Genomic DNA, 24,024 nt, shown 5'->3' on the forward strand with positions numbered 1-24,024 from the left:
TCTCAACCGCCGCTCGGGCAGCTTCCGCTGAGCCGATCGAGATCAACGGTGGTCACGTAGCCGGCGAAGCCCTCCGCCCGGTAGCGGTCGCAGGCGTGCCGAATGTGTGCCGGGTTGGTGGCGTAGTCGACGGCCAGCACCGCCTTGCCGGCCGCCCGCAGGGCCCGGACGTTGGCCAGGTTGGTGGCACACCAGTCGGCGGTGCACGGCAGATCGGTGGCCCGGTAGTAGAGCTCCTCGATCCCGATGCCGTCGATCGACGAGGTGTAGCCGGGCCAGCGGCGCAGCTCCGGGGAGTTCTGCGGGACCACCAGCATGCCCGGCTTGTGCTCCTTGGCGTACCGGCTGAGCCGACCGATCAGGCCGACCATCAACCAGGCCAGCGAGTCCCGGGTGGCCCTCGGCACCAGGGCCAGGTCGATCTCCTCGTACGCGAGCGGGGTGTCCAGGTAGACGCCGTCGAAGCCGGCCCGGATCGCCTGGTCGACCCGGGGCCGGACGACGAGGTCCCACCAGCGCTCGTCCCAGTACCGCACGAAGTGCTCCTGCGGCCAGCTCGGCCAGCGGTTCAGGATCAGCCCGGGGTACCGGTCGCGCAGCACCGGATACTCCGGCCGGTACTCCTCGATGCTGCCGATCTCGAAGTAGGCCAGCGCCCACTTGCCGGCCGCGCGCAGCCGGCCGGTCTCGGCGGCGGTGAACCAGTCGCTGCCGGCGTCCCGCGCCAGGTCGATGACCACCAGCTGGTGCGCGGAGCCGACCAGCTCGGACACGCCGTCGCCGGCGTAGGCCTGCAACTGGTACGCCCAGTCGCGGACCTGGGTGAACGCCGGCCGGCCCGGCACGGTCAACCCTCCGTACCGGCCAGCACGGCCTTGACCGACGAGGCCAGGTCGTGCTCCGGCGACCAGCCGAGCAGGCGGCGCGCCCGGGAGATGTCGGCCTGGATCCACGGCACCGCCGCCGAGCGGGCGGGCGGCGCCTCCTCCTCGCGGATCCGGCCGGTGAACCCGGCCGCCTCGGCGAGCAGCCGCACGGCCTCCCGGCTGGCGACCGTGCGCCCGCTGCCCACGTTGAACACCCGGGCCGGCAGCGGGCCGGCGCACACCGCGGCCACCACGGCCGCCGCGAGGTCCCGCACGTCCACGAAGTCCCGGTACGCCGACAGCGGCCCGAGGGTGATCTCGGTGTCGCCGAGCCGCTGCGCCCGCCGGATCACGGCCGCGGCCCGGCCCAGCAGGTTGGCCTCGGGCAGCCCGGCCCCCAGCGGGTTGAACACGCGCAGCGCCACCCCGTCGATCCGGCCGGCCGCGCAGGCCAGTTCGAGCAGCCGGGTGCCGGCGAACTGGCTGAGGCCGTACTCGCTGACCGGCAGCGCCGGATCGTCCTCGGTGACCGCCCGATCGGTCGGCACCAGCCCGAACTCCGCGGCCGAGCCCATCCGGACCAGCCGGGCGCGCGGGGCCGCGGCGGCGATCGCCTCGATCAGCTTGGCGGTCACCTCGGCGTTGGCCCGGAGCAGCTCGGGGCCGGTGCCGGCGACCCGGCCCGTGCAGTTGACCACGGCGGCCGGCCGTTCCCGGTCCATCATGGCGGTCAGCTCGTCGACCGCGACGGCCGCCAGGTCGCACTCGTCCCGCCCCGGGCAGCGGACCTCCGCCACCCGCGGGTCGGCGGCCAGGGCCGCGCGTACGTGCCGGCCGATGAAGCCGGACCGGCCGAACAGGATGACCTTCATACCCTCTCCTTCGAGTAGTGCGGAAGCAGCAGGTGGCGCAGCCGGTCGAAGCTGTGGTTGGCCTCGTCGTAGTCCTCCGGGCGCCCGATATCGAGCCAGTAGCCGGTGAAGTCGTAGCTGACCGGCCGCTGGCCCCGGGCCAGGAGGTCGAGGATCAGCTGGTCGAACCCGAACGGCAGGCCGGCCGGATAGGGCTCGAGGGTGCGCCGGGACAGGCCGTAGAGGCCCATGTTGACCCGATAGTCGAGGCTCGGCTTCTCGGTGAACCCGGTGATGGTCCGGTCCGCCACGTCGAGCACGCCGAAGTCGATGCGTACGCTGCGCGGCGCGCTCGCCACGGTGATCGGGGCGCCGGACGCCTCGTGCGCCCGCAGCAGGTCGCCGAAGTCGAGGTCGGTGAGCACGTCCCCGTTCAGCACCAGGAAGTGCTCGGGAAGGCGGTTCCGCAGGTGGAACAGCGGACCGACGGTGGACAGCGGGACGGTCTCCTCGACGTAGTCGACCCGCAGGTCCCAAGTGGATCCGTCGCCCACGAACGCCTTGATCAGCGGCCCGAGGTGGTTGATGGCAAGGGTCACCGAGCGGAACCCGTACCGGCCGAGTTGCTGGAGCAGGATGTCCAGGATCACGTGACTGTCGCCGATCGGCACCAGCGGCTTGGGTAATGCCGTGGTGAACGGTCGCAGCCGGACGCCCTTACCGCCGGCCAGAATCACCGCGTGCATCTGTGCCTCCTCACCTGTACCGCCACGCCTGGCCGACCAGATCGGCCAGGCACACCAACAGCAGCGCCTGCAGGAGTACGACGCTCCCCAGGAAGACGACCGTGTCCGGCACCGGACCGCGCAGCCCCGCCACGGCGGCCACCGGTCCGGCGTGTGCCCCGAACGCGGCGCCGAACGCGCAGCTCAGCCGGCCGTACCGGGCGTGGCCGGCGAGGATGAAGGCCAGGAAGCAGGCGCCGCCGAACGCCACGTGCGCCGCGGCCATCGTCACCGCCGCCGGGCTCAGCAGGCCCATCCCGCGCAGCGCCACCAGCAGCGGCGCCGCCAGGGCGGCCAGCGCCGACATGCTGAGCACCAGGCCGCCCAGCAGCCCGGTCCAGGCCCGCCGGGCGAACCGGCGGGGGTCGGTGAGCCGGTCCAGCAGCTCCCGGGCGCCCTCGGTGTAGCGCCGCGCCCGCCACTCCACCACACCCATCCCGGCATAGAGCGGGATGGCCGCGTACAGCACCTGGTGGTCGCCGGTGAGGTAGCGGCTCTGGGCGTAGATCAGCACCGCGGCCGTGAGCCCGGTGGACAGCAGCACGGTCGGCAGCTCCCGGCGCTGGCCGCGGGGCAGACCGGCGACCGGAAGACCGCCGCGCCGCCGGGCCGCGCGGCCGGCCCCGACCGCGCCGGCGCGCCGGCCCCACCGGGCCCGCGCCGCACCTCCGGCCCCGGCCGTGCCGCCGCGCCGGGCCCGCCACCGGGGCCGGGCCGCGCGGCCGGCCCCGGCCACGCCGCCGGCGTCGGGCCGGCCGCACCGGGCCACCAGCAGCAGGCCGGTCGTCACCGAGGCCGCCACCACCGCGGTGGCGATCGGAGCGCCGGGTACGCCGTAGCGCAGGTATCCCACGCTGGCGGCCACGCCCGGGACCATGGCGAGCAGCAGCCAGCGCTCCCGGTGGCGGAACAGGGCCAGCGTCATTGCCATCTGGTACGAGATCTGGCCGGCGGCCAGCAGCGCGGCGCCGCCGACCGCGCGCAGGCCGGCCGGCGAGCTCGCCAGCCCGCCTACCAGCCCGCCCACCAGCGCCCCCAGCGTGGCCGCCACCGGCAGCGCGGCCAGCAGGCACCGGCGCAGCCAGCGGACCGCCGGATCCATCGATCCCCGCCCGAGCAGCTGGTAGGCCACCCAGGCCGCGCCGCCGGACCACACCCAACCCAGCGCCCCGGTCGCGATGACCACGGCCACCGGCCAGGGCCGGAGCAGCTCGCCGAGCGGCGGGAACAGCGCGAGGGGCACCAGGTACAGGCCGCCGTGCGAGAGGTCGGCCAGCGCCCGCCGCCCGCCGCCGGCGGGTGTGGCGCGCGGGACCGGCGGGCCGGACCGGCGGCGCACCCGGTGCAGCAGCTCCTCGCCGAGCGCGAAGACGTCGGGCTGCCGGTAGGTGACCGCGGCGGCCCGGTCCGTGACACCGGCCGACTCGAGCGTGGCCGCCACCTCCAGCGCGTCCACCGGCCGGACCAGCCGCGGCGACAGCCGGTCGGCCAGCTCGTCCAGCGGGTCCAAGGTGGACAGCGTGGCCGTCATTCGACGGTCCCGGCGCCGGCCAGCTTGTCGTACAGCTGGCGGTACTCGTCGTTCCATCGGGCCAGGGTGAAGTGCTCCAGCACCCGGGACCGGGCCGCCGTGGCCCTCCGGGCCCGCTGGTCGTGGTCGGTCAGCAGGGTGACACAGGCCGCCGCGATCGCCGGCACGTCCCGGGCCGGCACCACGATCCCGGCGTCGCCGACCGCCTCGGCCACCCCGCCGACGTCGGTGCAGACCACCGGTCGGCCGCACGCCATGGACTCGATGACCGTGAAGGGGAAACCCTCGGAGATGCTGGTGAGCGCGACGATGTGCCCCGACCGGTACGCGTCGAGCGGCTGTTCGATCCGCCCTTCGAGCACGGCCCGGCCGGCCAGCCCCAGCTGTCCGATCAGGTCCAGGCAGGCGTCCCGGTAGTCCAGGTTCTCCTGCGGCACGTTGCCGAAAATCCGGAGCCGGGCGTCCGGCAGCTGCCGGACCACCTCGGCGAAGGCGCGGATCAGCGTGTGCAGGTCCTTGAGCGGATCGATCCGGCCCATGAAGACGATCGTTGGCTCGGCGGGTTCGGTGCCGGCCACCGGAAAGATGGCGGGGTCGACCCCGTTGTACATGGTCCACAGCCGGCCCGGGTCGGCGCCGTTGCGCAGCTGCCAGCGCCGGTTGTAGCGGGAGTGCGGGGCGATGACGTCGGCCGTCGCGTACGCCGCCGACGCCAGCGCCCGGAAGAAGCCCAGCAGCGCCACCTTGACCGGCTGCGTCACGCCCGCGCCCAGCTCGGCCAGGTAACGCTCGCGCAGGTAGATGCCGTGCTCACTGAGCACCAACGGCGTCCCGCCATGCCACTTGGCGACCAGGCCGGGCAGGATGCTGAGGCCGTTCATGGCGGCGTGCAGCACGTCGGCCTCGACCGGCCGGGCGGACAACGGCCGCAGCATGTGCTCGATGAGGTTGGCCGTGTCCACCGCGTCGGCCAGGGTGAGCCGACCGTCGTACCGCTCGGTGCGCAGGCTCCGCCAGACGTCGGTGAGGACGCTGAGCGCGGCGTTGGACGTCAGCGCCGTGCCCAGGTCGTGGGCGCGGCCGTACTCGTACAGCGAGCGGAGGGCACTGGAGAACCGCCGGCCCAACCGGGCGGCCGCGGCGCCGTCCGGCGGCAGCGGCGCCAGGAACTGCTCGACGAACGGCCGGTAGATGGCCGGGAAGCAGGGATCCGGCCGGGTCCGGCCGCCGCCGCGGCGCGCCTCCCACAGCGGGACCGGACGCACCGCCGCGAGGTTGTCGGGTCGCTCGTAGATCTCCGTCTCGGTGCCGTCCACCACCAGCGCCACCATCTCCCAGCGGTGCTCCGGCATCCCGCGGATGAGCTGGTCGCACCAGACGCTCACCCCGCCCAGCGCGTACGGGTAGGTGCCCTCCGACACCAGCGCGATCCTCACCGGCGCTCCCGGGGGGCGAAGGTCACCGGCGTGCCCGGAGCGAGCGTGAGCACCGCGGAGATGTCCGAGCCGTAGCTGGTGGCGCCGGTGGTCTGGGCGCCGCTCACGATCAGCTGCCCGGCCACCGGGGACGTGACGGTCACCCGCCCGGTGCTCCGGTCCAGCACGGCGTCCGCCCCGGCCGCCAGGGTGGCCGCGTGGCTGTTGCGGAGCCGGGCGTACTCGGCGATCCGCGAGCAGTCCGAGTTGATCAGCGGGACCCGGTAGTAGCTGGTGTACCGGGCCAGCAGGCTGTCCAGGTAGTCGGTCACCAGCGTCCGGCCCTCGCCGTAGTCCTTCAGGTTGGCGATGTGGAACGTGTGCGTGTAGATCGAGCCGCTGGCCACGTGCGCGAACGCCACGTCGATCTCGGCCGAGATGACCTCCTGGTAGCTGAGGTCCCGGGGCCAGTACGGGAAGAGGCCGCCCGGCCCGTAGTACGAGTTGTAGAAGGATGTCTCCTCGGCCGGGTTGGTCACGTGGTACGCGATGTTGGTCGGCCAGTCCGGCACCACCAGGATGCCGGGGGCCAGCGGGTGCGGGATGCCGCCGTTGAACACCGGCGGCACCTGGCTGGGGAACGACATGTTGCCGTGCAGCACCCGCACGCCCAGCTCGGTGGCCGCCTGGATGAGGGCCGGATTGGAAGCCGCGAGGCCGTGGTCCACCGGGGGCAGCACGTCGGAGCCGCCGGATTCGCTGTAGACGCCGAGCCCGGAGTACTCCGGCGTCTTCAGGATGGTGGCGTCGGTCCGCAGGCCGAGGGTGGCCGCGACGGTCAGGTTGCCGGCGATCTGGTCCCGGGTGGTGGCGTAGTCGGTGTCGTTCAGCTCGGGATGGGCGAGCGTGTGGTTGATCCAGCGGAACTGCCCGGCCAGGCACCGGGAGGTGCTGGTGAGCTGTGCCTCGCCGCCGGACGGGTAGCAGGTCCGCCCGGCCGCGAGGTCCGCGCCGCCGCCATTGAAGGCCAGGTTCAGGGTGAGGCCGCCGGCCAGCGGGTAGCGCGCCCGCAGCGCGGCCTGCCGCTGGTACGCGTTGTACGCGTCGTGCCCGGTCAGCCGGACGGTCGGGCTGGTGGGCGGCGCACCGGGGATCTGGTAGCGCACCGACCCGTTGAACCAGTCGTCCACGTCGACGTTGAGGTGGTGCCGCATCTCGCCCAGGAACAGCCCGCGGCTGGCCCACCGGAACAGGCCGTAGCCCAGCAGGTCCGCCGAGAGCTGGTGCTGGTCGGAGCTGAACGTGAGGGCCAGCCGTTCCCGCCCGTCCATTGCGGTGCCGAGCACGCCCAGCACGTCCTGGCCGGCCCGCAGCACCGGCTGGCTCGCGCAGCCGGATCGCAGCCCGGCCCGGTAGACGTACGCGTTGGTGATCGGGACGCGGACGGCCGCGGCCAGGTAGTCGAAGACGCCGGCGCCCGCGGTGGTCAGCTGGGCGTACAGCGGCGTCTCGCCCACCCCACCCTCGCCGCGCGGCTCGAGGCAGTAGTCGTCTGGCCCGCCGCCCGGGGCCGCGTAGAGCACGGCCTGCCGGACGCTCCAGTCCCGCTCGTACGCCCAGAGCACCGCCCACTCGTCCGCGTCGAGCCCGCTGGCGTAGCCGTCCCCGCTCGGGTAGAGCTGGTCGGCGCTGGTCAGCAGGATGGCGTTGTACCGGCCGGCCCCGTCCGGCCGCACCAGGGTCTGCGCGGCCAGCGGGTCGGTGCGGGTGCGCAGCACGTCGTACGCGGCGCCGACCCGGTCCAGCGTGCTGCGCCAGACCGCCAGGCCGGGGTCGGTGTCGTCGATCGCCACCACCAGCGCCCGCAGCGCCACCCGTCCGGCCGGTCCCGCGCCGGCGTACGGGGCCGGCAGCGCCACCTCGGGTGCGGCGCCGTACGGGCGGGGAACCGGTGGGCTGGGCCGGGATCGTGCCACGGGTGGGGGTCCGATCGGACGGGCCGGCCGGACGGCCAGCGTGCGGGAATTCGTGGCCCTGGCCTGCGCCGGAGCGCCAAAACCGGTGCCCACCACCAATATCAGGGCAACCGAAAGTGCCGTGAGTTGAATTGAACGCATAGACGGCCCGCTTCGTCTATCGGCGGCTTTTCTCGATAGCCGCGAATAATGGTTGCAGCATTCAGTCGGCGTCACTGTCGACTGGCTGACCTGCATCAATGCCGCCAAGAAGGCAGGGAAGATCGACGGCCCGCAGCACAGATCAGCTCCCTATTGATAGCACCATGACGGCCGGCCGGCGTGTCGGCAAGCCGTCAGTTCGGATGTATTCACGAATGTCGAACAGGATCAGGGAACGCGTTCACGACGATATGGAATTTGCATTGAAGGAAGGCTCTTCAGTGCGCGGAACTTCCGTTCCGGAGGGTAACTTGCGGCGCTCCCTCACCCGCCGGGAGCCGGCGGCTCGGCCCCCGCCGGCGGCTCGCCACCGGCCGACGGCTCGGCACCCCCCGGCGGCTCGGTGCCCCCCGGCGGCTTGGCACCCGCCGGCGGCTCGGCACCCGGGCGCCGGCCGGCGCCCGCCGGCGGCTCGGCGTCCGGGCGCCGGCCGACATCCGGCGGCGGCTCGGCGTCCGGGCGCCGGCCGACATCCGGCGGCGGCTGGGTGCCCGGGCGCGGATCGGCGCCCGGGGACGGCGGCGCGCCCGGGGGCGGCTGGGCGCCCGGCGGGGGCTGGGTGCCACGGCGCGGATCGGCGCCCGGGAACGGCTGGGCGCCCGGGGGCGGCTGGGCGCCCGGGGGCGGCTGGGCGCCCGGGGGCGGCTGGGCGCCCGGGGGCGGCTGGGCGCCCGGGGGCGGCTGGGCGCCCGGGCGCGGGTCGGCGGACGGGCGGGCCTGCTTGAGCAGCCAGCTCAGCCCGGACCGCCGGACCACCGCGGTCAGCAGGTCATCGGCCGCCAGCGGCTCCTCCGGGTCGGGGTTCCAGCTCTGGTTGGCCGAACCGGAGCGGCGGACCGCGATCACCCGCACCGACTCCGGCCGCTCGGCGGCGCGTACCGGCGAGCCGACCAGCGCGGACCCGGCGGCCACCGGGACCTGGGCCACCAGCAGGACGTGCCGTTGCACCGGGATGGTAGCGATGACGTCCCGATTCAGCATCGCGGCCGCGAACGCCGGCGCGGCCAGGTAGGACACGCTGCGTGAGATGCCGATGTTGAAGGCCCGCTGAATCCGCGCCGCGAAGTCCCCGTCGAACAGCCGGAGCACGACCTGCAGGTCCGCGCGGGCGGCCCGGGCGTTCAGCGCGGCCTGCAGGTTGGTCACGTCGTCGGTGCTGAGCACCAGCAACGCCCGGGCCGTGCCGATCGACGCGGCCGTCAGCACCTCCTCGGTGCCGCCGTCGCCGATGATCAGCGGCACGTTCAGCCGGCGGGCCACCGGAGCGCCCCGGGCGTCCCGGTCGGCGTCGATGGCCACCACCTCGACCCCGAGGTCCCGCAGCTGGGCCATCACCCGGGTGCCGACATTGCCCAGTCCGATCACCACCATGTGGTCCTCGCGGTGCGGCTGGAGACGGTCGGTGGCCAGCGCCAGCCGGGCGTTGACGATGCCGTCCACCACCACGGCCGTGAGCAACGGGACCAGGGCCAGGCCCGCGACGGTGAGCACCACCTGCATGATCTTGGCCAGCGGCGACTGGCCGGCATCGAGGTCGCCGCCGCTGAGGGTGGTGAGCACGGTGAAGTAGAGCCCGTCGCCCAGGTTGTCGTGCCGGGTGTGGGCGAGCACCGCCCCGAGCACGAGCACCACGGCCAGCACGGCCAGGGTGGCAATCCCGATCTTGCGGGTGGCGAACGATCGGGCGGCCCGGGCCGCCAGCCGCCACGGCCGCCGCCGGCGCCGGTCCCGGGCGAGCCGCCGGGCGGCCACCTCGGTGCCCGGGGGCGCCCCGTTCGCCTCGGCCAGCACGATGTCCGCCTGCTCCTGGTCCGGCGGCAGCACCCGGGTCCGGCCCGGATCGCCGGTGTCGGCCAGCCCGCACACCACCGCCTCCGGCGGCACGTCGGCGCGGCGGGCCACGTGCAGGGTGCGACCGCCCAGCCGGAAGTGGGTCGGGTCGACCTCGCCGAGCGCGGCCGCCACGAAGGCCGGCGCGGCCATGGCGGCGTCGGAAAGCGCCGTGGTGTCCGGCAGCAGCCGGCGCACCCCGCTGGCCAGGCCGGTGTTGAACATCCGCAGCACGATCCGCAGCCGCGGCTCGACCGCCTGGGCGCAGAGCGCCGCGTGGATGTTGCCCACGTCGTCCTGGTGCAGCAGGGCCAGCCCCGCCGCGCCGGCCAGCCCGGCCCGGCGGAAGGTGCGCTCGTCGAGCCGTTCGGCCTCGATCAGCCTGATCCCGGGGACCTTGCGGATCTCCGGACCGTCGTCCCGGGGCCGGTGCGGGACGACCACCGTGATCCGCGGCTGGCCGCCCGGCAGTTCGGCCCCGAGCAGCGCGTTCACCACGTGGTACGCGAGCGCGTCCTGGCCGCACACCACGTAGTGCGGGCGGGTGTCCCCCGCCGGCCGGAGCCGGCGGGTCGATTCGACAGCCCGCCGCGCCCGATCACGCCAAGGATCCGCCACCCGCGCATGTTAGCCAGGCCCGGCCGAAAGGAAGGGCCCCCTGTTATCGCTTTTTGTAGAGGAAGGGCCCCCTGTTAACCAGGACGCAGCGCGGGTAGAGCGGGAGCGTGCAGACGTTCCTGCCGTACCCGGACTTCCTCCGCACGGCCCGGGCGCTGGACCAGCGCCGGCTCGGCAAGCAGCGGGTGGAGGCCATCCAGGTGCTGCGCGGGCTCACCCGGCCCGGGTACGGCTGGCGGCATCACCCGGCCGTACGGATGTGGGCCGGGTACGAGGAGGCGCTGGTCCGGTACGGCCTGGACATCTGCGCGGCGTGGACCGCCGCGGGCCGCGCGGACACCTGCGCCGGCACCCTCGCCGCGGACCTGGCGGCCGGCTGCGGCATCAGCACGGTCCGCAGCCAGTACGAGCTGGCCGCGGCCGGCGAGCTACCGCCGTGGCTCGGTCGGGATGACCTGCACCTGAGCCACCGGGCCGCGCTGCTGCGCAAGGATCCGGAGTTCTACGGCCCGCTCTTCGCCGGCGCCGCGCGGGAAGTCCCGGCCGGCTCCGAGGACCTGGAGTACGTCTGGCCGGCATCCGACCGCGAGCCGGCTTGCCGGAACCGCCCCGTGCCCTGACGCTGGGGTCCGATGGTTAACAAGGGCCCCCTGCTATACAAAAAGCGATAACAAGGGGCCCTTCCTTCAGGAGGGACCCGGCATGGATCTGTCCCGACCGGTGGGCCGGCTGCTCGGCGTACGGCCGGAGCTGGCCGACCCGGGCGATCCCGGCGCGGTCCGGGCGCCGGCGGGCGCGGCGGCCATTGTGGTCGGTGGCGGGATCGCCGGGATGTCGGCGGCCGTGGTGCTGGCCGAACGCGGCGTCGAGGTGACCCTGCTGGAGTCCCGGCCGTGGCTGGGCGGCCGGCTGGCCGCCTGGCCGGATCGGCTCGCCGACGGCACGCCGCAGATGGTGGAGCACGGCTTCCACGCGTTCTTCCGGCAGTACTACAACTGGCGGGCCGTGCTCCGGCGGATCGACCCGGAGCTGGACTTCCTGCGGCCGGTCCCCGGCTATCCGGTGCTGTCCTCGGACTGGCCGACCGAGGAGTTCGGCCGGCTGCCGGCGGCCCCGCCGCTGAACCTGCTCACCCTGGTGGCCCGCAGCCCCAGCCTGCGGCTGCGCGACCTGCGCACAATGGACGGCCAGGCCGCGCTGCCGCTGCTGGCGTACGACCCGCAGCGGACCTTCGCCGAGCTGGACGGGATGACGGCCGCCGACCTGCTGGACTCGCTGCGGCTGCCCGACCGGGCCCGGGCCATGCTCTTCGAGGTCTTCTCGCACTCGTTCTTCAACCTCGAACGGGACTACTCGGCCGCCGAGATGGTGGCCAACTTCCACTTCTACCTGCTGGGCAACCCCGAGGGCCTGGCCTTCGACGCGCCGTACCGGGACTACGACGCGGCCATCTGGCAGCCGCTGGCCCGGTACGTCGAGGCCCGCGGCGCCCGGCTGGCCACCGGCCAACCGGTGGTCGCGGTCGAGCGGGACGGCGCCGGCTGGCACGTCTCGACGGACAATTCCGGGTACGCTGCGCCGCATCTGGTGCTGGCCGTGGACCCGCCGGCGCTCACCGGCCTGGTCGACGGCTCGCCGACGCTCGCCGCGGCGCTGCCCGCACTGGCCGCACCCGGTTCGTTCCCGGCCGGACCACCGTACGCGGTGGCCCGCTACTGGTTCGGCGGCGACGTGCGGCGGGACCGGCCCATCTTCGCGGGCGTCTCCCGGCAGGACACCCTGGACTCGGTGACCCTCTACCACCGACTGGAGAGCGAGGCCGGCCGCTGGGCGCGGCGCACCGGCGGATCGGTGATCGAGCTGCACGCGTACGCCTGCGAGGCCGGCGTGCCAGCCGAGGAGCTGGCCGAGCGGATGCGCCGCGAACTGGTCGCGCTCTGGCCGGAGGCGGCCGGGCTGCCGGTGGTCGAGCTGCGGGCCCGGGTCGAGGCGCAGGCGCCGGCCTTCCGGCCCGGCGGCCATCCGGCCCGACCGGCGGTACGCACCGACGCCGCGGGCCTGTATCTGGCCGGCGACGGGATCCAAACGGCCTTCCCGAGCGCGTTGATGGAGCGCTCGGCCGCCACCGGCATCCTGGCGGCCAACGAGATCCTCCGGGGGTACGGCGTGGCCACCGAGCCGGTGCGGTCGATCCGGCCGCGCGGCCTGCTCGCCGATCGCGCCATGGCCCGCTCCCGACCCTGAGCGGGCCGGCGTCCCCTGCGGCGCTTCCCGGCGCGGTCCTGCGGCCGCTTCCCGGCGGTCCGGTCGCCGCTTCCCGGCGCGGGCCGGTCGCCGCTTCCCGGCGCGGGCCGGTCGCCGCTCCCCGGCGCGGTCCGGTCGCCGCTTCCCGGCGCGGGCCGGTCGCCGCTCCCGGCGGGTGCCTGGCTAGTGGTTGCCGACCGCGGCGTAGCCCATGGCGGCCAGGCAGATCAGCACCACGATGCCACCCTTGGTGAAGGCCGCGCGCATGAGGCCCCAGGCGGTCTTGCGGAACTTCGGCACGCTGGCCTTGGTGACGGTGTAGTCACCCCAGGCGCGTCGCGCGGTAGCCCAGGACCGGCCGGCGACGACGCCCATGACGACCCCGATGATGAGCAGCACGGCGGCAATTGGGCGGTCCACCGACACATCTTCAAATAGCCGCCATCGGTCCGGCATCAGCCGTTCGGCGACTACTCACGAATGCCTGTCACATACCGAAAAACAACCGTCGGACACTAACGTTGAGCGCCTTTCAGATTACTCTTCGTGTCCGCCGTACCCCGCCGGTATGACCATCGGATGGCTCCGCGGGTTGATCCGGAGGCGGCGCATCCGGCCGTACCGTCCGGATCAACCCGCGGCGCGCGGCACCGCTAACCCGGCGGCGCGCGGCGCCGCTCATCCGGCGGCGCGCAGGTTCGCGCCGACAGCAGCCGAGGAGCAGCCATGCCGACCGTCCACCCGCAGCCCACAACCGTCGCCGCACGCCGACCCGGTCCGGCGTACCGGATCGTCCAGGCGACCGGCGACGGCGTCCGCTACATCGCCGCCCTGCTGCCGGTCGCGGTCGCGGCGGCCGTGGCCATCCCGCTCGGCCAGGGCGACGCGGCGACCGGCTGGTCCCGCCGGCTGGCCGGCCGCCGCACCGATCCGGCGGTACGGCCCGGCTGGCCGCGACTGGCGGCGTACGGCCTGCTCAGCCTGCTGCTCGCGGCGGTGGCCGTCATCCCGCTCGGCTGCCTGGCGCTGTTCGTGGCCCGCGGCATGCTGTACGGCATCGTCGACCACGGGCCGTACGACACCTCATGGGGCGGGCCCAGCCGCGGCGGCGCCTGGCTGGCCCACTTCCTGGTCGGGATCCCGATCGCGCTGGCCGCGCTGGCCGGCGCGGCCGGACTCGCGGCGCTGCACCGGCGACTCACCGGCTGGCTCGACGGTCGACCCACCCGATGATGGGTCCTGCCGCTGACGCTGCTGGTCGGGCTCGCCGGCGCGCTGTTCTTCGTGGCCTGGCTTCGGCAGATCTGACCCACCTCGCCCTCGTTTCGGCGGTGGCCGAAGGGACCGGTGGCTACGGTCGCCTCCCGCGTCGAAGGAGGAGCCGATGACCGACGAACGACCGACCGTGGACGGCCGGCACCCGGCCCGGGTGCTCGAGGAGCTGGTGGCGCACGCCCTGCGCCTGGCCGAAACCTGGCCAGAATGGGACGGGCGGCCGCTGCGGGTGGCGGACCGCGTCTACACGCCGCACAAGGCGGTCCGCCGGCTCGCCGACCACCTGCTGGACCACCTCGCCGAGGTGGAGGCCAGGCTGGCCGGCGAGGCGCCACTGCCGGACCACTGGCACGCGTCCGCCAGCACGACCCCGGCCGACCTGGCCCCGTTCACCGCCGAGGATCTCGACGAGGCGCGCAGCCGGCTGACCCGGCTCGCGCAAATCTGGTCCGTACGGCTGCGGGCGATCGACGACGAACGCCTGGACCGGGCCGAGGACGCGGCGTGGACGTTGCGGGAGGTGGCCCACCACCTCGCGGGCAGCGCGTTCTACGCCGATGCCGTGGGCGATCTGTCGAAGCGGGCTTGACGGCGGCATCGGAAAGTCTAGACTTACCGTTCGTGGCCACTTACCAAGGACGGATGCTCGAGGCGCTGGGCGACCCGACCCGGCGTTCGATCTTCGAACGTCTCGCCGCCGGGCCACGATCGGTCGCCGAGTTGGCGGCCGACCTGCCGATCAGCCGGCCCGCCGTCTCGCAGCACCTCAAGGTGCTCAAGGAGGCCCAGCTCGTCTCGTCGACCGCCGTCGGCACCCGCCGCGTCTACGCCGTCGACCCGGCGGGACTCGCGGCGGTCCGCGGCTACTTCGAGCAGTTCTGGCAGCGGGCCATGGCCGACTTCGCGGAAGCCGTGCAGAACCCGATCGAGGAGGAACCATGACGACCAAGGCAACCACCGACGACACGGCCGTCCGGACCAGCGTCCGGGTCGACGCCGCCCCCGAGCACGCCTTCGAGGTGTTCACCGCCGGCATGGACCGGTGGTGGACTCGTGCCCACCACGTCCAGAAGGGTGAGTTGAAGGAGATCGGGGTCGAGCCGCGCGCCGGCGGCCGACTCTGGGAGGAGAACGACGCCGGCGACGTGTGCACCTGGGGCCGGGTCCTCACCTGGGACCCGCCGCGCACCTTCGCCTTCAGCTGGCTGATCGGACCGAACTGGCAGATCCCGGCCGAGGACGCGGCGGGCAGCCGGGTAACCGTCACGTTCACCCCCACCGACACCGGCACGCTGGTCGAGCTCGTCCACGACGGGTTCGAGGTGCACGGGCCCGGCTGGGAGGGCGTACGTGGCGGCGTCGGTTCCGACGGCGGCTGGCCGGCCGGCCTGCGCCAGTTCGCCGCGGCGCTCTAGCGGCCGTACCCCGGTCCCGCGGCACGCCCCCACCGGCCGTGCCGCGGGACGCGGGCGGTCCGGGGCGCCGGGCCGCGCGCGGGGCGCGGGCGGTCCGGAGCGCCGGGGCGCGGCCAGGCCGCACGCGGGACGCGGCGGGCCGGTCGGCGCTGCTAATCTCGGCGGGACGTGCGGGGGGAGCCGACCATGTCCACCCCAGAAGACCTCGATCTGCCGCGCCCGATCCAGTACGCCTCGGCGCTGTTTGCGGCGGCCGTGGCGTTGGCCGTGGCGGATGCCCTGGCGGCCATCTCCGGGCTGCGCCGGGTGAGCGCTGGGTCCGAAAACCTGATCCGGGTGATGGACGACAAGAACCAGGCCCTCCAGGTCATCGCGGCGCTGCGCGCCGGGCTGCACTGGTCGCTGGCCATCGCCATCATCACGGCCGTGATCATCCTGCCGCTGGCCTTCGCCGTACGCCGGCCGTCCCGGCGGATCCGGGTGGTGCTCTGGGTGCTGCCGGTGGTGGCCTGGATGGTGCTCGGCTGCGGGCTCACCAACGGGCCGGAGATCTCGTCGTACAACCTCGGCACCCAGGGCGAGGCCATCGACCGGGCCTGGTCGGACATGCTCCCGTCCTGGTACATCTACCTGCACGCGATCAACGTGTTCCTGATCCTCGCCGCGGTGACCACGGCCGCGCTGCTGCTCACCAAGCGGGAGCTGGCCGAGTTCTACGGCCGCGGCGACCCGCGGATCGACGCCGACGACCGCTGGTCCCACCTGCGCCGGGACGGTAGCCGCCCGGCCTGACGCCGGCGGCATCCGAGGCTCGCGGCGCCGGAGGGAACCGGAGTTGTTCCGGCGTACCCCGGCCGAGACAATCGACGCATGCTGTCCCGGCTGGAGTGGCGCGTCGCCCTCTACATCCTGGTAATTCTGTTCACCACCGCCGTCTCGATCGGCGCGCTCGTCGAGCTGAGCGGCTGGAGTGCCGCGATTCTGCCGGTGGGCGGCACTATCTGCGCGATTCAGTACGGCCGCACCCTGCCCCGAAGAGCCGAGACCCGCTGAGGCCGGCCTGGAGCCCCCGGCCGGGCTCGTACCGGCGACATCTCGCTTACAAGCTCTGTGCAGGCCGTCCGGGCGCTTCCGTGCGCGTCCGTGACGTGGGTCCGTGATCCGCCTCTGCCCGCTACGGGCCTTCGGTGGTTGGGCCCGTTGCTGTCGCCGTTGCTGTCGGCAGCCACCGCTAGCGTCGGTTTGTCGTCAACCAGCAGGCGGTGGCGGCGCAACCGCCGTGCAGGCAGCGACGGGAGCACCGGGCTCCTCATGGTCGATCTCGTACTGGCGCTCGCCACAGGGCTCCGGCGGCTCATGCTCGCGCCAGTAATGTCCGCAGTCGGGGCAGTCGCCGTACCAGCGTGGCCTCCGTCGCGCCTTCACATTTCGCACTGTCGCCTGGCTACGAGCGCCGAGGTACACCCCGTCGGGCGTTGCGGTCCCAAGCTGCCGACCTCTGCCAGCCGGTGGCGACTGGCGTCAACGAGCAGGTAGTGGACGTCGGTCGGTGATCGGTTGCGGTACTCATCAGCGCTCGCGCTGCCTTCTTGCTGCTTCGCTGCCTGACGCCCGCTTACAAGCTCTGTGCATCGCATCCGCGCACGGTCGGCAACTGCTGCTCGCTGGGGCGTCGTCCTACCAAGCCTTGGGCCTCCGCGGGTCGCGCCGCCTCGATGGGCTCATTGACCGCAATGTTGTGCGAGCCCTAGCTTAACTGGGGCGGCCCTAGACAAGCACTTGATCGATCCCGTCGATTCCGAGAAGCGAGGCTAGCTGTGGTAGACGTGACCTCCCTACTCAGCGCCGGAGCAGCCACTCTAGCCGCCGGCTTGGCTGCTGCGAATCTCGTCATGTCTGAACGACGCGAACAGAGCCGCTGGGTACGCGATGTCCTTATCGAGACCTACGTTTCCTTCCTCGATGCCAGTTTTGGAAGCGGGCGAACATCACGTCACGCCATGGAGTCGAGACGAGTAGCAGACCACGATGAGGAGGAGTTAGACGAACTAAGAGAACGCGCTCGACTCATGCATGCGCGCCAGGTAGAAAGCTTGACCCGACTACGCTTCTGGCGAGCGGGGATGTTGTAAGAGCGGCCGAATCGCTACATCTGAGAGATCACGAAGTAGCAGACCTCGCTTTTGGCGAGACGCTTCCCGGCGAAGCAGAGTGGGCAACAACCCGAACCCGACAGCAGAGCGCACGAGAGCAATTGATTGCCGTCGCCAGAAAGTCCATGCGCCTGCGTGGGAGTACCACAATCGGCCACACGGGTTGATTCGCCACGCGAACCCCGGACACCCGCCTTGCAAAGGCGGCACCGCACTCCTGACGAGTGTGGACCGAAGCCAGCGAGTGGCGTTGGCATCGTGCCGCTTGCCAGCCTGTGTCAGCGGTTGTCGGTCCTTGCGGCGGGGCGTGCTGACTTTCTGCTGACCATGCTGCCGGCTAGCCCAACTGCTCGACCGACCCCACAAGTCGCGCTCGGAGCGTACCTACGACCGAGGTGACAGCTCGTTGGAGATCCGCTGGCGGTGGCAGAGGCGGTAGGACCAACTCTGCCAAGGTGCGGTTCGCCTGCCGACCGTATGAGTACCGATACCGGTTGGCCCTGATGCACATAGCCCACCAAAGGCATTCGGCGTCGGACGTAGCAACTCGCGGGGTGAGAATCGCAACATCACGGCCACACAGAAACGGTTCGGGCTGAAGGAAGGTAGCTAGCGGCGTACCGCCAAGAGCAACAGTAAGCTCACCCGCCTTACCAGGCACAAGACCGGGACTGAGCTCAACCCTTGCCGAAACCCCGTTGTTCCTGTCCGTCCGACTCACGAAGTTTATGCCATTGGGGGCCGATACCTTCGTTAGCCGGTTCAATTCCAAGCTATGGCCGTACCGGATATCAAACAGCTCGCCAACCCTGCCGCCACCGGGGGAACTGTCACCACTTGGTGTGGAGATATTTGGAATGGCTCGTATCATCTCGCGCACTGGCCGAGCCATGTCCACGCCGGCCGGAATTCGATCCGGCAGCATAAGGGTTCTGAGCGTCCTGTTGGCTTCACGGCCGAATGCGGTATAGCGATACCTGTTTGCCTCAATGCACATCGCGTAGTACAGACGATCGTGGAGCGACATATCAGGATCGTGCGGCGTAAGTACAGCCACGTTCTGAGCAGTGTAGAAGGGCGCCTGCTGAACAAAGGTGGCTAAGACGTACGAGCCACCGAGCGCGACAGTGAGCAGCCCCGCCGGATAGGGCCTCACGTTTCTGACGGGAGCAACGTAGCCAGACACTCCCTGGTTCGACCCACGCCTACCGACGAAAGCAATTCCGTCGGCCCGGGGAGCCATCTTGTTGTAGTCGAATTTGTTCCCGTACGTTACTTCGAAAAGGCTATCAAGCGTCCTCACTTGAAGCCCCTTCCTCCACCGGCTGCGTCTTGACTATCTGAAAGAGCGCGTAGTTGCGCACCGCATTTTCAAAGTCGTCCAACGTTAGCGCCTTGTAGTCCGTTTCCATGTATGCCTCGGCAACCCATTCATCGTCGGCTGCGACCTTGGCACTGACAGAACGCCCGGGAGAGACTTCACGATTGATGAAGGCGTCCACCCATCCATCGCGGATCGCCTGCCATTGACCATATAGGTCCACGCGACCCATGTGCTTGGTCTTGATAAAACCATCGTCGCGCCAGTAGCCGAACCAGGTCTTCTTACCTGACCTAGCATGGGGCTTTTTCGCAGTGAACACCATAATGCACGTGACCACTCCTACTGGGTAGAACAATTCATGGGGCATGGACATGACAGCTTCGAGCGTGTGCTTCCGCAGAAGGACATCTTTGAAGGTACTCGGGGCCGTTGCCACCGACACGGGGACGATTGCAATTCCCGTGCCGCCTTCAACGAGCATATCCAACATATTGTCGACGAATGCCAGCTCGTGCAAAGAGCCAGAGCCCTGCGCGTAAGGAGGGTTAATCATTCCGACCGTCGGCTTGCGGGCGACGATGTCTTGCTTGAACGGCGCATCGAAGCACGAGCCTTGGTAAAGATTCGCTTTACCGTCGCCACGCAGGATCATATTAGAGGCCGCCAGTGCGTACATGTGCGGCTGATGCTCGATGCCGATAAGGTTCTTCTTTTTGACCGTCAGACGCTGCTCTTCGGTCGTTGTCTGGCGAATCATTCGATCCATGGCGCTGATCAGGAAGCCGCCAGTACCTGCGCAAGGGTCAATGACCCGATCGGTCGGGTGGACGTTGGCGAGGAGCGCGAAGAGCTCGGTGATATGGCGCGGCGTCAGAACGATTCCTAGCGCCTTCTTATCGCCGCCGGTGTACTTTAGGAACTCTCCGTAGAAGCGGCCCACTACATCATGGGCACTATAAACCGCAATAAACGGCCAGACTTTTTCCTTGATGCGCCTGATTACTTCATGAAGAACGCCTTTGGGGAACTCGGTTGTTGCTACCCGCAATGCCGGGTGAACGGTAATACCAGAGTAGGGCTGAGCGATATCCATCTTCTTCGAGTGCGGGATGTCTGCCTCGTCGATCTGCTCTCGCAGTACCTCACCCCAGCGCTTCTGGAGCTTCGCCGGCGAGGTCAGGTCGCCATAACCCTTAGCGAAGGATTGGTCCTGGAGGACGATGAGGGTTCCCGAGACCAAGAGCGGCTTCTGTTCCTCGGTCAGCTTCGCATGCTTCCAAAGGAAGTCGTGCAGCTCGCGGCTGAATGCCATGAGGTCATTTTCGCGCAACTTTTCGACCTCGGGTGAATACTCTGCCGCATTGGTCTAGTCGCTAAAGGGAATTAGATGGTCAAGCTCAGCACCTGTCGGCGACTTTAGTTCGGTTGACGCCATCGCGCCTCGCACATGAACGAAGGTGCTAACCAACAATTCGTCCAGGGATTCGCCAGAAACACCTAGGGCGATTGTGTTGTACTCCTTGGACAGAAAGCTTGCGTAGTGGAGAGCACCGTCCACGGCGAATTCAGCGATCCTATCGCCGGTGCTACTTTGATGGCGCGCCCTGGAAGCCTTGCATTCTACGACGATCACATAGTCCGGGTTCTTCGGTGACGTGATAATAAAATCCGGGTACCCGACGCCGCTACCGCCAGTCTTCGAAGCTTGCCTAAGCAGTCTTTTTACCGCCGCGATAGCCGACTGCTGACGCTCAACAACAATCTCTGCTGCTGGGTCGAAGTACCCCAACTCCGCTAGCCGCTCTCGGACAATGTCTTCGGTCACGGCTTCGTTCGGCATGGGGTTCCTATCGGCTGACGCGGGAGGGAGTGTCCTTTTTACCACTTCGAAGACCTCTCGGGTGGACGCGGGCGACCACGAAGAGGCGGTCTCTGCCATCCCGTCTGCCGTCGACCCGCCCACCGGGGAGCGGGCCGCCGCCCGGCCCGCCACGTCAAGACGGCCTTGACGCACGGTTGGACGCTGGCGGGTCGGGCGGTGGTCCGCTCGGCTTGCCTGGGTCGTCGGCTGGCGGGATGGCTCCCGCAACCACCCACGGACCGCAACGCGCCGACGGGGTTGCAACCATCTCGGAGCCTGAGCGCCCCCGCCGGAGGCGCAGTAACCGCAACCCCGCACCGCCGCCAGCTCGCCGACGCGGCCGGCGTGCGCTCCCCTACGCCGCGCGGGCTCGTGGCCGCGCGGCCCGGCCGGCTGCTGGCCCACCATCACCCGGTCAACCGCTCTGTCGTTCTGCGGCGGCCCCTTGGGCTTCCCGCTCTCCGCGCCAGCCGCCGGGCGTGTTGCGTGGCCGGAGTCGGAGCGCCAGCGGAGCGACGGACGCGCGCCCTAGCGGCGGCGCGTGCGGCCCGCTCAGGGCCGCCTTGAAGACGTACAGAAACTTTGAACACGCTGCCGGCGGCCGGCTTGTCCGGTCTCGGGACCTGCGTGACACATCGGTATCAGGACCTGGGTGACACTCCGCTGAGTGTTGGTGGAGATGAGCGTGATGGAACAGCGGTATCGAGCCGTCCAGGAGGTGCTTGCCGGATCCACGGTCACGGACGTCGCCGAACGATTCGGGGTCTCCCGCCAGGCGGTGCATCGCTGGCTGGCCTGGTATCAGGACGAGGGCTTGGAAGGGCTGGCGGACCGGTCCAGCCGGCCGCGCTCCTCACCTGGCCAGACTGCTCCTGAGGTGGAGGCGCTCATCTGTGAGCTGCGCCGGAACCACCCACGATGGGGTGCCCGTCGCCTGCTCTATGAGCTTGGCCGTCGTGACTGCCCCGGGCCGATCCCGTCTCGGATCACCGTGCATCGGGTGCTGATCCGGCACGGCCTGATCGATCCGACACCTCGTCGGCGTCGGCGTGAGGACTACCGGCGCTGGGAACGTGGCCGGCCGATGGAGCTGTGGCAGATGGACATCGTCGGCGGCATCCAGCTGGCCGATGGCGGTGAGGCGAAGGTCGTCACCGGCGTGGACGACCACTCCCGCTTCTGCGTCATCGCCGCCGTGGTCCGGCGGGCCACCGGTCGGGCGATCTGTCTCGCCTTCGTCGAGGCCCTGCACAGGTTCGGGATTCCCGAGGAGGTGCTCACGGACAATGGCAAGCAGTTCACTGCCCGGTTCGGTCGCGGTGGCGGTGAGGTGATGTTCGACCGGATCTGCCGGGAGAACGGCATCACCCACCGGCTGACCAAGCCCCGCTCACCCACCAACACCGGCAAGGTCGAGCGGTTCCACCAGACCCTGCAACGCGAACTCCTCGACGACGTCGAGGTCTGGGCCACCCCAGAGGAAGCCCAGGCAGCGATCGACGCCTTCCGGCACGAATACAACACCGAACGACCCCACCAGTCCCTCGGGATGGCGTTCCCTGCCGACCGTTTCACCGCCCAGCCAGCTGAGGAACAGCTGCCGCTGCAGCTGCCGCCAGCGCTGGCCACCACCATCCCCTCGCCCCGCCGGCCACTGCCGGCAACACCGGCACCGGCGCCTCCAGCACCCGCCGGGCATGTCGTCGCCCCAACAGTGCCGGTGGCCGCCAGCGAGGACGTCGGCCTGGCCGTGGAGGTCACCCGCCTCGTTCCGGCATCGGGCAACCTCACCGTCTGCGGACAGCAGTTCTGGCTCAGCCCCAACCGCGCCGGACTTCCGGTCACCCTGTGGGCCGACACCACCGTCGTTCACCTGCTCATCGACGGCGTCCGGCTCAAGACCGTCCCGTCCCGACTCACCGCTGCGCACCTGCGCCAACTCCTCGCCGACGACGGCCAACCGGCCGGGCCGCCACCGATCACCACCGGCACCGTTCAGGTCGGCGCCCCGATCGAGGTCGAGCGGCTCGTCAACGCCACTGGCCTGATCAGCCTTGCCGGTCGGCAACACCCCGTCGGCTACCACTTCGCCGGCAGGCGCGTCACCGTCCGCCTCGACCGCGGCCTCATGCAGATCACCGCCGACGGCGTCCTGCTGCGCAGCCTGCCCAACCCACTCACCGCCGCCGAGATCGCCGGCATCCGCGACGCCCGTCCCGCCGGACCACCACCAGCACCGGCGCCCGAACCCGTGCGGGTCGAACGCCGCGTCAGCTGCCGAGGATCCCTGGTCATCGCCGGTCAACGCATCCACGTCGGCATCGCCCACGCCGGAACCACCCTCACCGTCGAAGCCGCCGACGCCACCTTCCGCGTCCACGACGGCGACCAACTCCTCACCGAAGTCCCCCACACCACCCTCAAGCCGATCGCCCGTTTCAAGGTCCGCAAACCCGAACCCCGAGAAGCCGCCAGTCACCGGATCACCCTGCCCAGCCCGGACCGGCACAATGACAACCGTGACGGTCGACCAACCCGGGGAGATCAACCCAGGAGACATCTACGAGGACTGCTCCTTCCACCCCGTCCTATGCACCCACAACGACGGCGAAGTACTCATGGGCATCTCCCTGATCGACGCCACCGCACCACGAACTTGCGACCTCGAACACTGCGGCGTCATCAAGCTCTCCATCCACGACGTCAACGCCGCACGAGCCGACTGGCCGGCATACCTAGTACGACGCAAAGCAGAGTTCGAAGCCGAACACGACAAGCCGACTACCTGACCGACCATCGGCAAGAGCCCACAAGTAACTACAAGATCGTCTAGCCGGACGTGTCACTCACGTCCTGAGACTGATCTGTCACGCACGTGCTGAGACCCGACATGCCGGCGGCCGGCCTGTCGTACTGCGCTTAATGCGTTACGCCGTGGCTTCACTTGATGCGTGACACTCCGTCGAGTGTTGGTGGAGTTGACTATGACGGAGCAGCGGTATCGGGCCGTGCTCGAAGTTCAGGCCGGGGTTCCGGTAACCGAGGTCGCGGATCGGTTCAGGGTGTCCCGGCAGGCGGTGCACCGCTGGATGCGCTGGTATCGCGATGAGGGCTTGGACGGGCTGGCCGACCGATCCCACCGGCCGCGTTCGGATCCCTGGCCGCGGGGAGCTTGTCGGCCTCCGCTGGTCAGATGTTGATCTCGACGCTGGCACGCCCCGCGTCCAACAGATTGTCCAGCGGGTTGCCGGGCAGCTGCACCTCCTGGACGCCAAGATCGAGGACTCTGAGGCGGTCCTGCCTTTGCCCGACGTCACCTGGATCACGCTGCTCGACCACCAGGAACGCCAGCGGGCGGAACGGGCCGCGCTCGCGGAGGTCTGGGAGGATCACGACCTGCTCTTCCCCTCGGAGCGCGGCACCCCGATGGAGCCGACCAACCTCAGCCGCTCCTTCGCCCGGCTCCGCGAGGCCGCCGGGTTGCCCGGGGTCCGTCTGCACGACCTGCGGCACACGGTCGTCTCCCTGCTGATGGAGCTCGGCGTTCCTCCGCACGTCGTCCAGGCCGTCGCCCGGCACGCGGACGTGAAGATCACGTTGAAGGTCTACGCCCATGCGAATCTTGACGCCATGCGGCAGGCCCTCGGCAAGCTCGACGGGCGGCTGTCGTGAGCCCGTT

General features: G+C 70.7%; 19 protein-coding genes and 2 pseudogenes. 11 read left to right on the forward strand and 10 right to left on the reverse strand.

All coding sequences use genetic code 11. From position 1 onward, the window contains the following. Positions 1 to 2: 2 nt before the first annotated feature. The 7 genes from ACFFHU_RS30680 to ACFFHU_RS30710 all read right to left on the reverse strand — a co-directional run bounded on the left by ACFFHU_RS30680 (position 3) and on the right by ACFFHU_RS30710 (position 10,073). Entirely contained in the window at positions 3 to 845 is an 843-nt protein-coding gene (locus ACFFHU_RS30680) for a glycoside hydrolase family 191 protein (protein ID WP_377343997.1), read from the reverse strand. Positions 846 to 847: 2 nt separating this feature from the next. Next, the gene (locus tag ACFFHU_RS30685) at positions 848 to 1,738 is read right to left on the reverse strand and encodes an NAD-dependent epimerase/dehydratase family protein (RefSeq protein ID WP_377343999.1); all 891 of its coding nucleotides are present in this window, start codon (positions 1,736 to 1,738) and stop codon (positions 848 to 850) included. Further along, positions 1,735 to 2,463, reverse strand: coding sequence for a sugar phosphate nucleotidyltransferase (locus ACFFHU_RS30690; protein WP_377344000.1), 729 nt, complete (start codon positions 2,461 to 2,463; stop codon positions 1,735 to 1,737). The genes ACFFHU_RS30685 and ACFFHU_RS30690 overlap by 4 nt, the downstream gene beginning before the upstream one ends. Positions 2,464 to 2,473: 10 nt before the next feature. After that, positions 2,474 to 4,033, reverse strand: coding sequence for a hypothetical protein (locus tag ACFFHU_RS30695; protein ID WP_377344002.1), 1,560 nt, complete (start codon positions 4,031 to 4,033; stop codon positions 2,474 to 2,476). Then, a complete protein-coding gene (pelF, locus tag ACFFHU_RS30700; RefSeq protein WP_377344003.1) occupies positions 4,030 to 5,469 on the reverse strand; it encodes a GT4 family glycosyltransferase PelF in 1,440 nt (479 codons plus the stop codon). Before pelF ends, ACFFHU_RS30695 begins: the two co-directional genes overlap by 4 nt. Beyond that, positions 5,466 to 7,424 (reverse strand): Agd3-related carbohydrate-binding protein, encoded by a 1,959-nt coding sequence (locus ACFFHU_RS30705; protein WP_377344004.1) that lies wholly within the window; start codon positions 7,422 to 7,424, stop codon positions 5,466 to 5,468. Before ACFFHU_RS30705 ends, pelF begins: the two co-directional genes overlap by 4 nt. A 465-nt stretch (positions 7,425 to 7,889) precedes the next feature. After that, a complete protein-coding gene (locus tag ACFFHU_RS30710; RefSeq protein ID WP_377344005.1) occupies positions 7,890 to 10,073 on the reverse strand; it encodes an NAD-binding protein in 2,184 nt (727 codons plus the stop codon). A 107-nt stretch (positions 10,074 to 10,180) separates the two neighbouring features. Between ACFFHU_RS30710 and ACFFHU_RS30715 the strand changes: the two genes are divergently transcribed. Both ACFFHU_RS30715 and ACFFHU_RS30720 read left to right on the forward strand, forming a co-directional pair. Beyond that, positions 10,181 to 10,693, forward strand: coding sequence for an MSMEG_6728 family protein (locus tag ACFFHU_RS30715; protein WP_377344006.1), 513 nt, complete (start codon positions 10,181 to 10,183; stop codon positions 10,691 to 10,693). Positions 10,694 to 10,775: 82 nt separating this feature from the next. Further along, positions 10,776 to 12,317 carry a hydroxysqualene dehydroxylase gene (locus ACFFHU_RS30720; RefSeq protein WP_377344007.1) on the forward strand — a complete coding sequence of 514 codons (1,542 nt, stop codon included), beginning with the start codon at positions 10,776 to 10,778 and terminating at the stop codon, positions 12,315 to 12,317. Positions 12,318 to 12,500: 183 nt separating this feature from the next. Here the strand turns inward: ACFFHU_RS30720 and ACFFHU_RS30725 are convergent, their stop codons facing one another. Further along, positions 12,501 to 12,737, reverse strand: coding sequence for a hypothetical protein (locus tag ACFFHU_RS30725; RefSeq protein ID WP_377344008.1), 237 nt, complete (start codon positions 12,735 to 12,737; stop codon positions 12,501 to 12,503). Between the two features lie 306 nt (positions 12,738 to 13,043). On the opposite strand from ACFFHU_RS30725, the gene ACFFHU_RS30730 reads away from it, so the two are divergent. From ACFFHU_RS30730 to ACFFHU_RS30755, 6 genes are all read left to right on the forward strand, one after another. After that, entirely contained in the window at positions 13,044 to 13,550 is a 507-nt protein-coding gene (locus tag ACFFHU_RS30730; RefSeq protein ID WP_377344009.1) for a hypothetical protein, read from the forward strand. A gap of 151 nt (positions 13,551 to 13,701) precedes the next feature. Beyond that, positions 13,702 to 14,181 (forward strand): hypothetical protein, encoded by a 480-nt coding sequence (locus tag ACFFHU_RS30735; protein WP_377344010.1) that lies wholly within the window; start codon positions 13,702 to 13,704, stop codon positions 14,179 to 14,181. A gap of 32 nt (positions 14,182 to 14,213) precedes the next feature. Then, positions 14,214 to 14,534 (forward strand): ArsR/SmtB family transcription factor, encoded by a 321-nt coding sequence (locus ACFFHU_RS30740; protein ID WP_377344012.1) that lies wholly within the window; start codon positions 14,214 to 14,216, stop codon positions 14,532 to 14,534. Beyond that, positions 14,531 to 15,007, forward strand: a complete 477-nt coding sequence (locus ACFFHU_RS30745; protein ID WP_377344013.1) for an SRPBCC family protein — start codon at positions 14,531 to 14,533, stop codon at positions 15,005 to 15,007. The genes ACFFHU_RS30740 and ACFFHU_RS30745 overlap by 4 nt, the downstream gene beginning before the upstream one ends. 186 nt (positions 15,008 to 15,193) lie before the next feature. Further along, positions 15,194 to 15,799: a hypothetical protein gene (locus ACFFHU_RS30750; protein WP_377344015.1), complete on the forward strand. Its 606-nt coding sequence runs from the start codon at positions 15,194 to 15,196 to the stop codon at positions 15,797 to 15,799. 78 nt (positions 15,800 to 15,877) lie between these two features. After that, the gene (locus ACFFHU_RS30755; RefSeq protein ID WP_377344016.1) at positions 15,878 to 16,060 is read left to right on the forward strand and encodes a hypothetical protein; all 183 of its coding nucleotides are present in this window, start codon (positions 15,878 to 15,880) and stop codon (positions 16,058 to 16,060) included. 2,389 nt (positions 16,061 to 18,449) lie between these two features. Here ACFFHU_RS30755 and ACFFHU_RS30760 read toward each other — a convergent pair. Both ACFFHU_RS30760 and ACFFHU_RS30765 read right to left on the reverse strand, forming a co-directional pair. Further along, positions 18,450 to 19,796 carry an HsdM family class I SAM-dependent methyltransferase gene (locus tag ACFFHU_RS30760; RefSeq protein ID WP_377344017.1) on the reverse strand — a complete coding sequence of 449 codons (1,347 nt, stop codon included), beginning with the start codon at positions 19,794 to 19,796 and terminating at the stop codon, positions 18,450 to 18,452. 54 nt (positions 19,797 to 19,850) lie between these two features. After that, on the reverse strand, positions 19,851 to 20,324 hold the full coding sequence (locus tag ACFFHU_RS30765) for a VRR-NUC domain-containing protein (RefSeq protein WP_377344018.1): 474 nt from the start codon (positions 20,322 to 20,324) through the stop codon (positions 19,851 to 19,853). A 700-nt stretch (positions 20,325 to 21,024) separates the two neighbouring features. Here ACFFHU_RS30765 and ACFFHU_RS30770 point away from each other — a divergent pair. The 3 genes and pseudogenes from ACFFHU_RS30770 to ACFFHU_RS30780 form a co-directional block, all read left to right on the forward strand. Then, positions 21,025 to 22,776, forward strand: a pseudogene (locus ACFFHU_RS30770) (IS481 family transposase); the annotation flags it as partial. A gap of 547 nt (positions 22,777 to 23,323) precedes the next feature. Then, a pseudogene (locus ACFFHU_RS30775) lies at positions 23,324 to 23,503 on the forward strand (helix-turn-helix domain-containing protein); the annotation flags it as partial. After that, positions 23,451 to 24,017: a tyrosine-type recombinase/integrase gene (locus tag ACFFHU_RS30780; protein WP_377344019.1), complete on the forward strand. Its 567-nt coding sequence runs from the start codon at positions 23,451 to 23,453 to the stop codon at positions 24,015 to 24,017. The pseudogene ACFFHU_RS30775 and the gene ACFFHU_RS30780, both read left to right, overlap by 53 nt. Positions 24,018 to 24,024: the final 7 nt, after the last annotated feature.

The organism is Plantactinospora siamensis (genome assembly GCF_042434095.1).
Taxonomy (GTDB): domain Bacteria; phylum Actinomycetota; class Actinomycetes; order Mycobacteriales; family Micromonosporaceae; genus KBS50.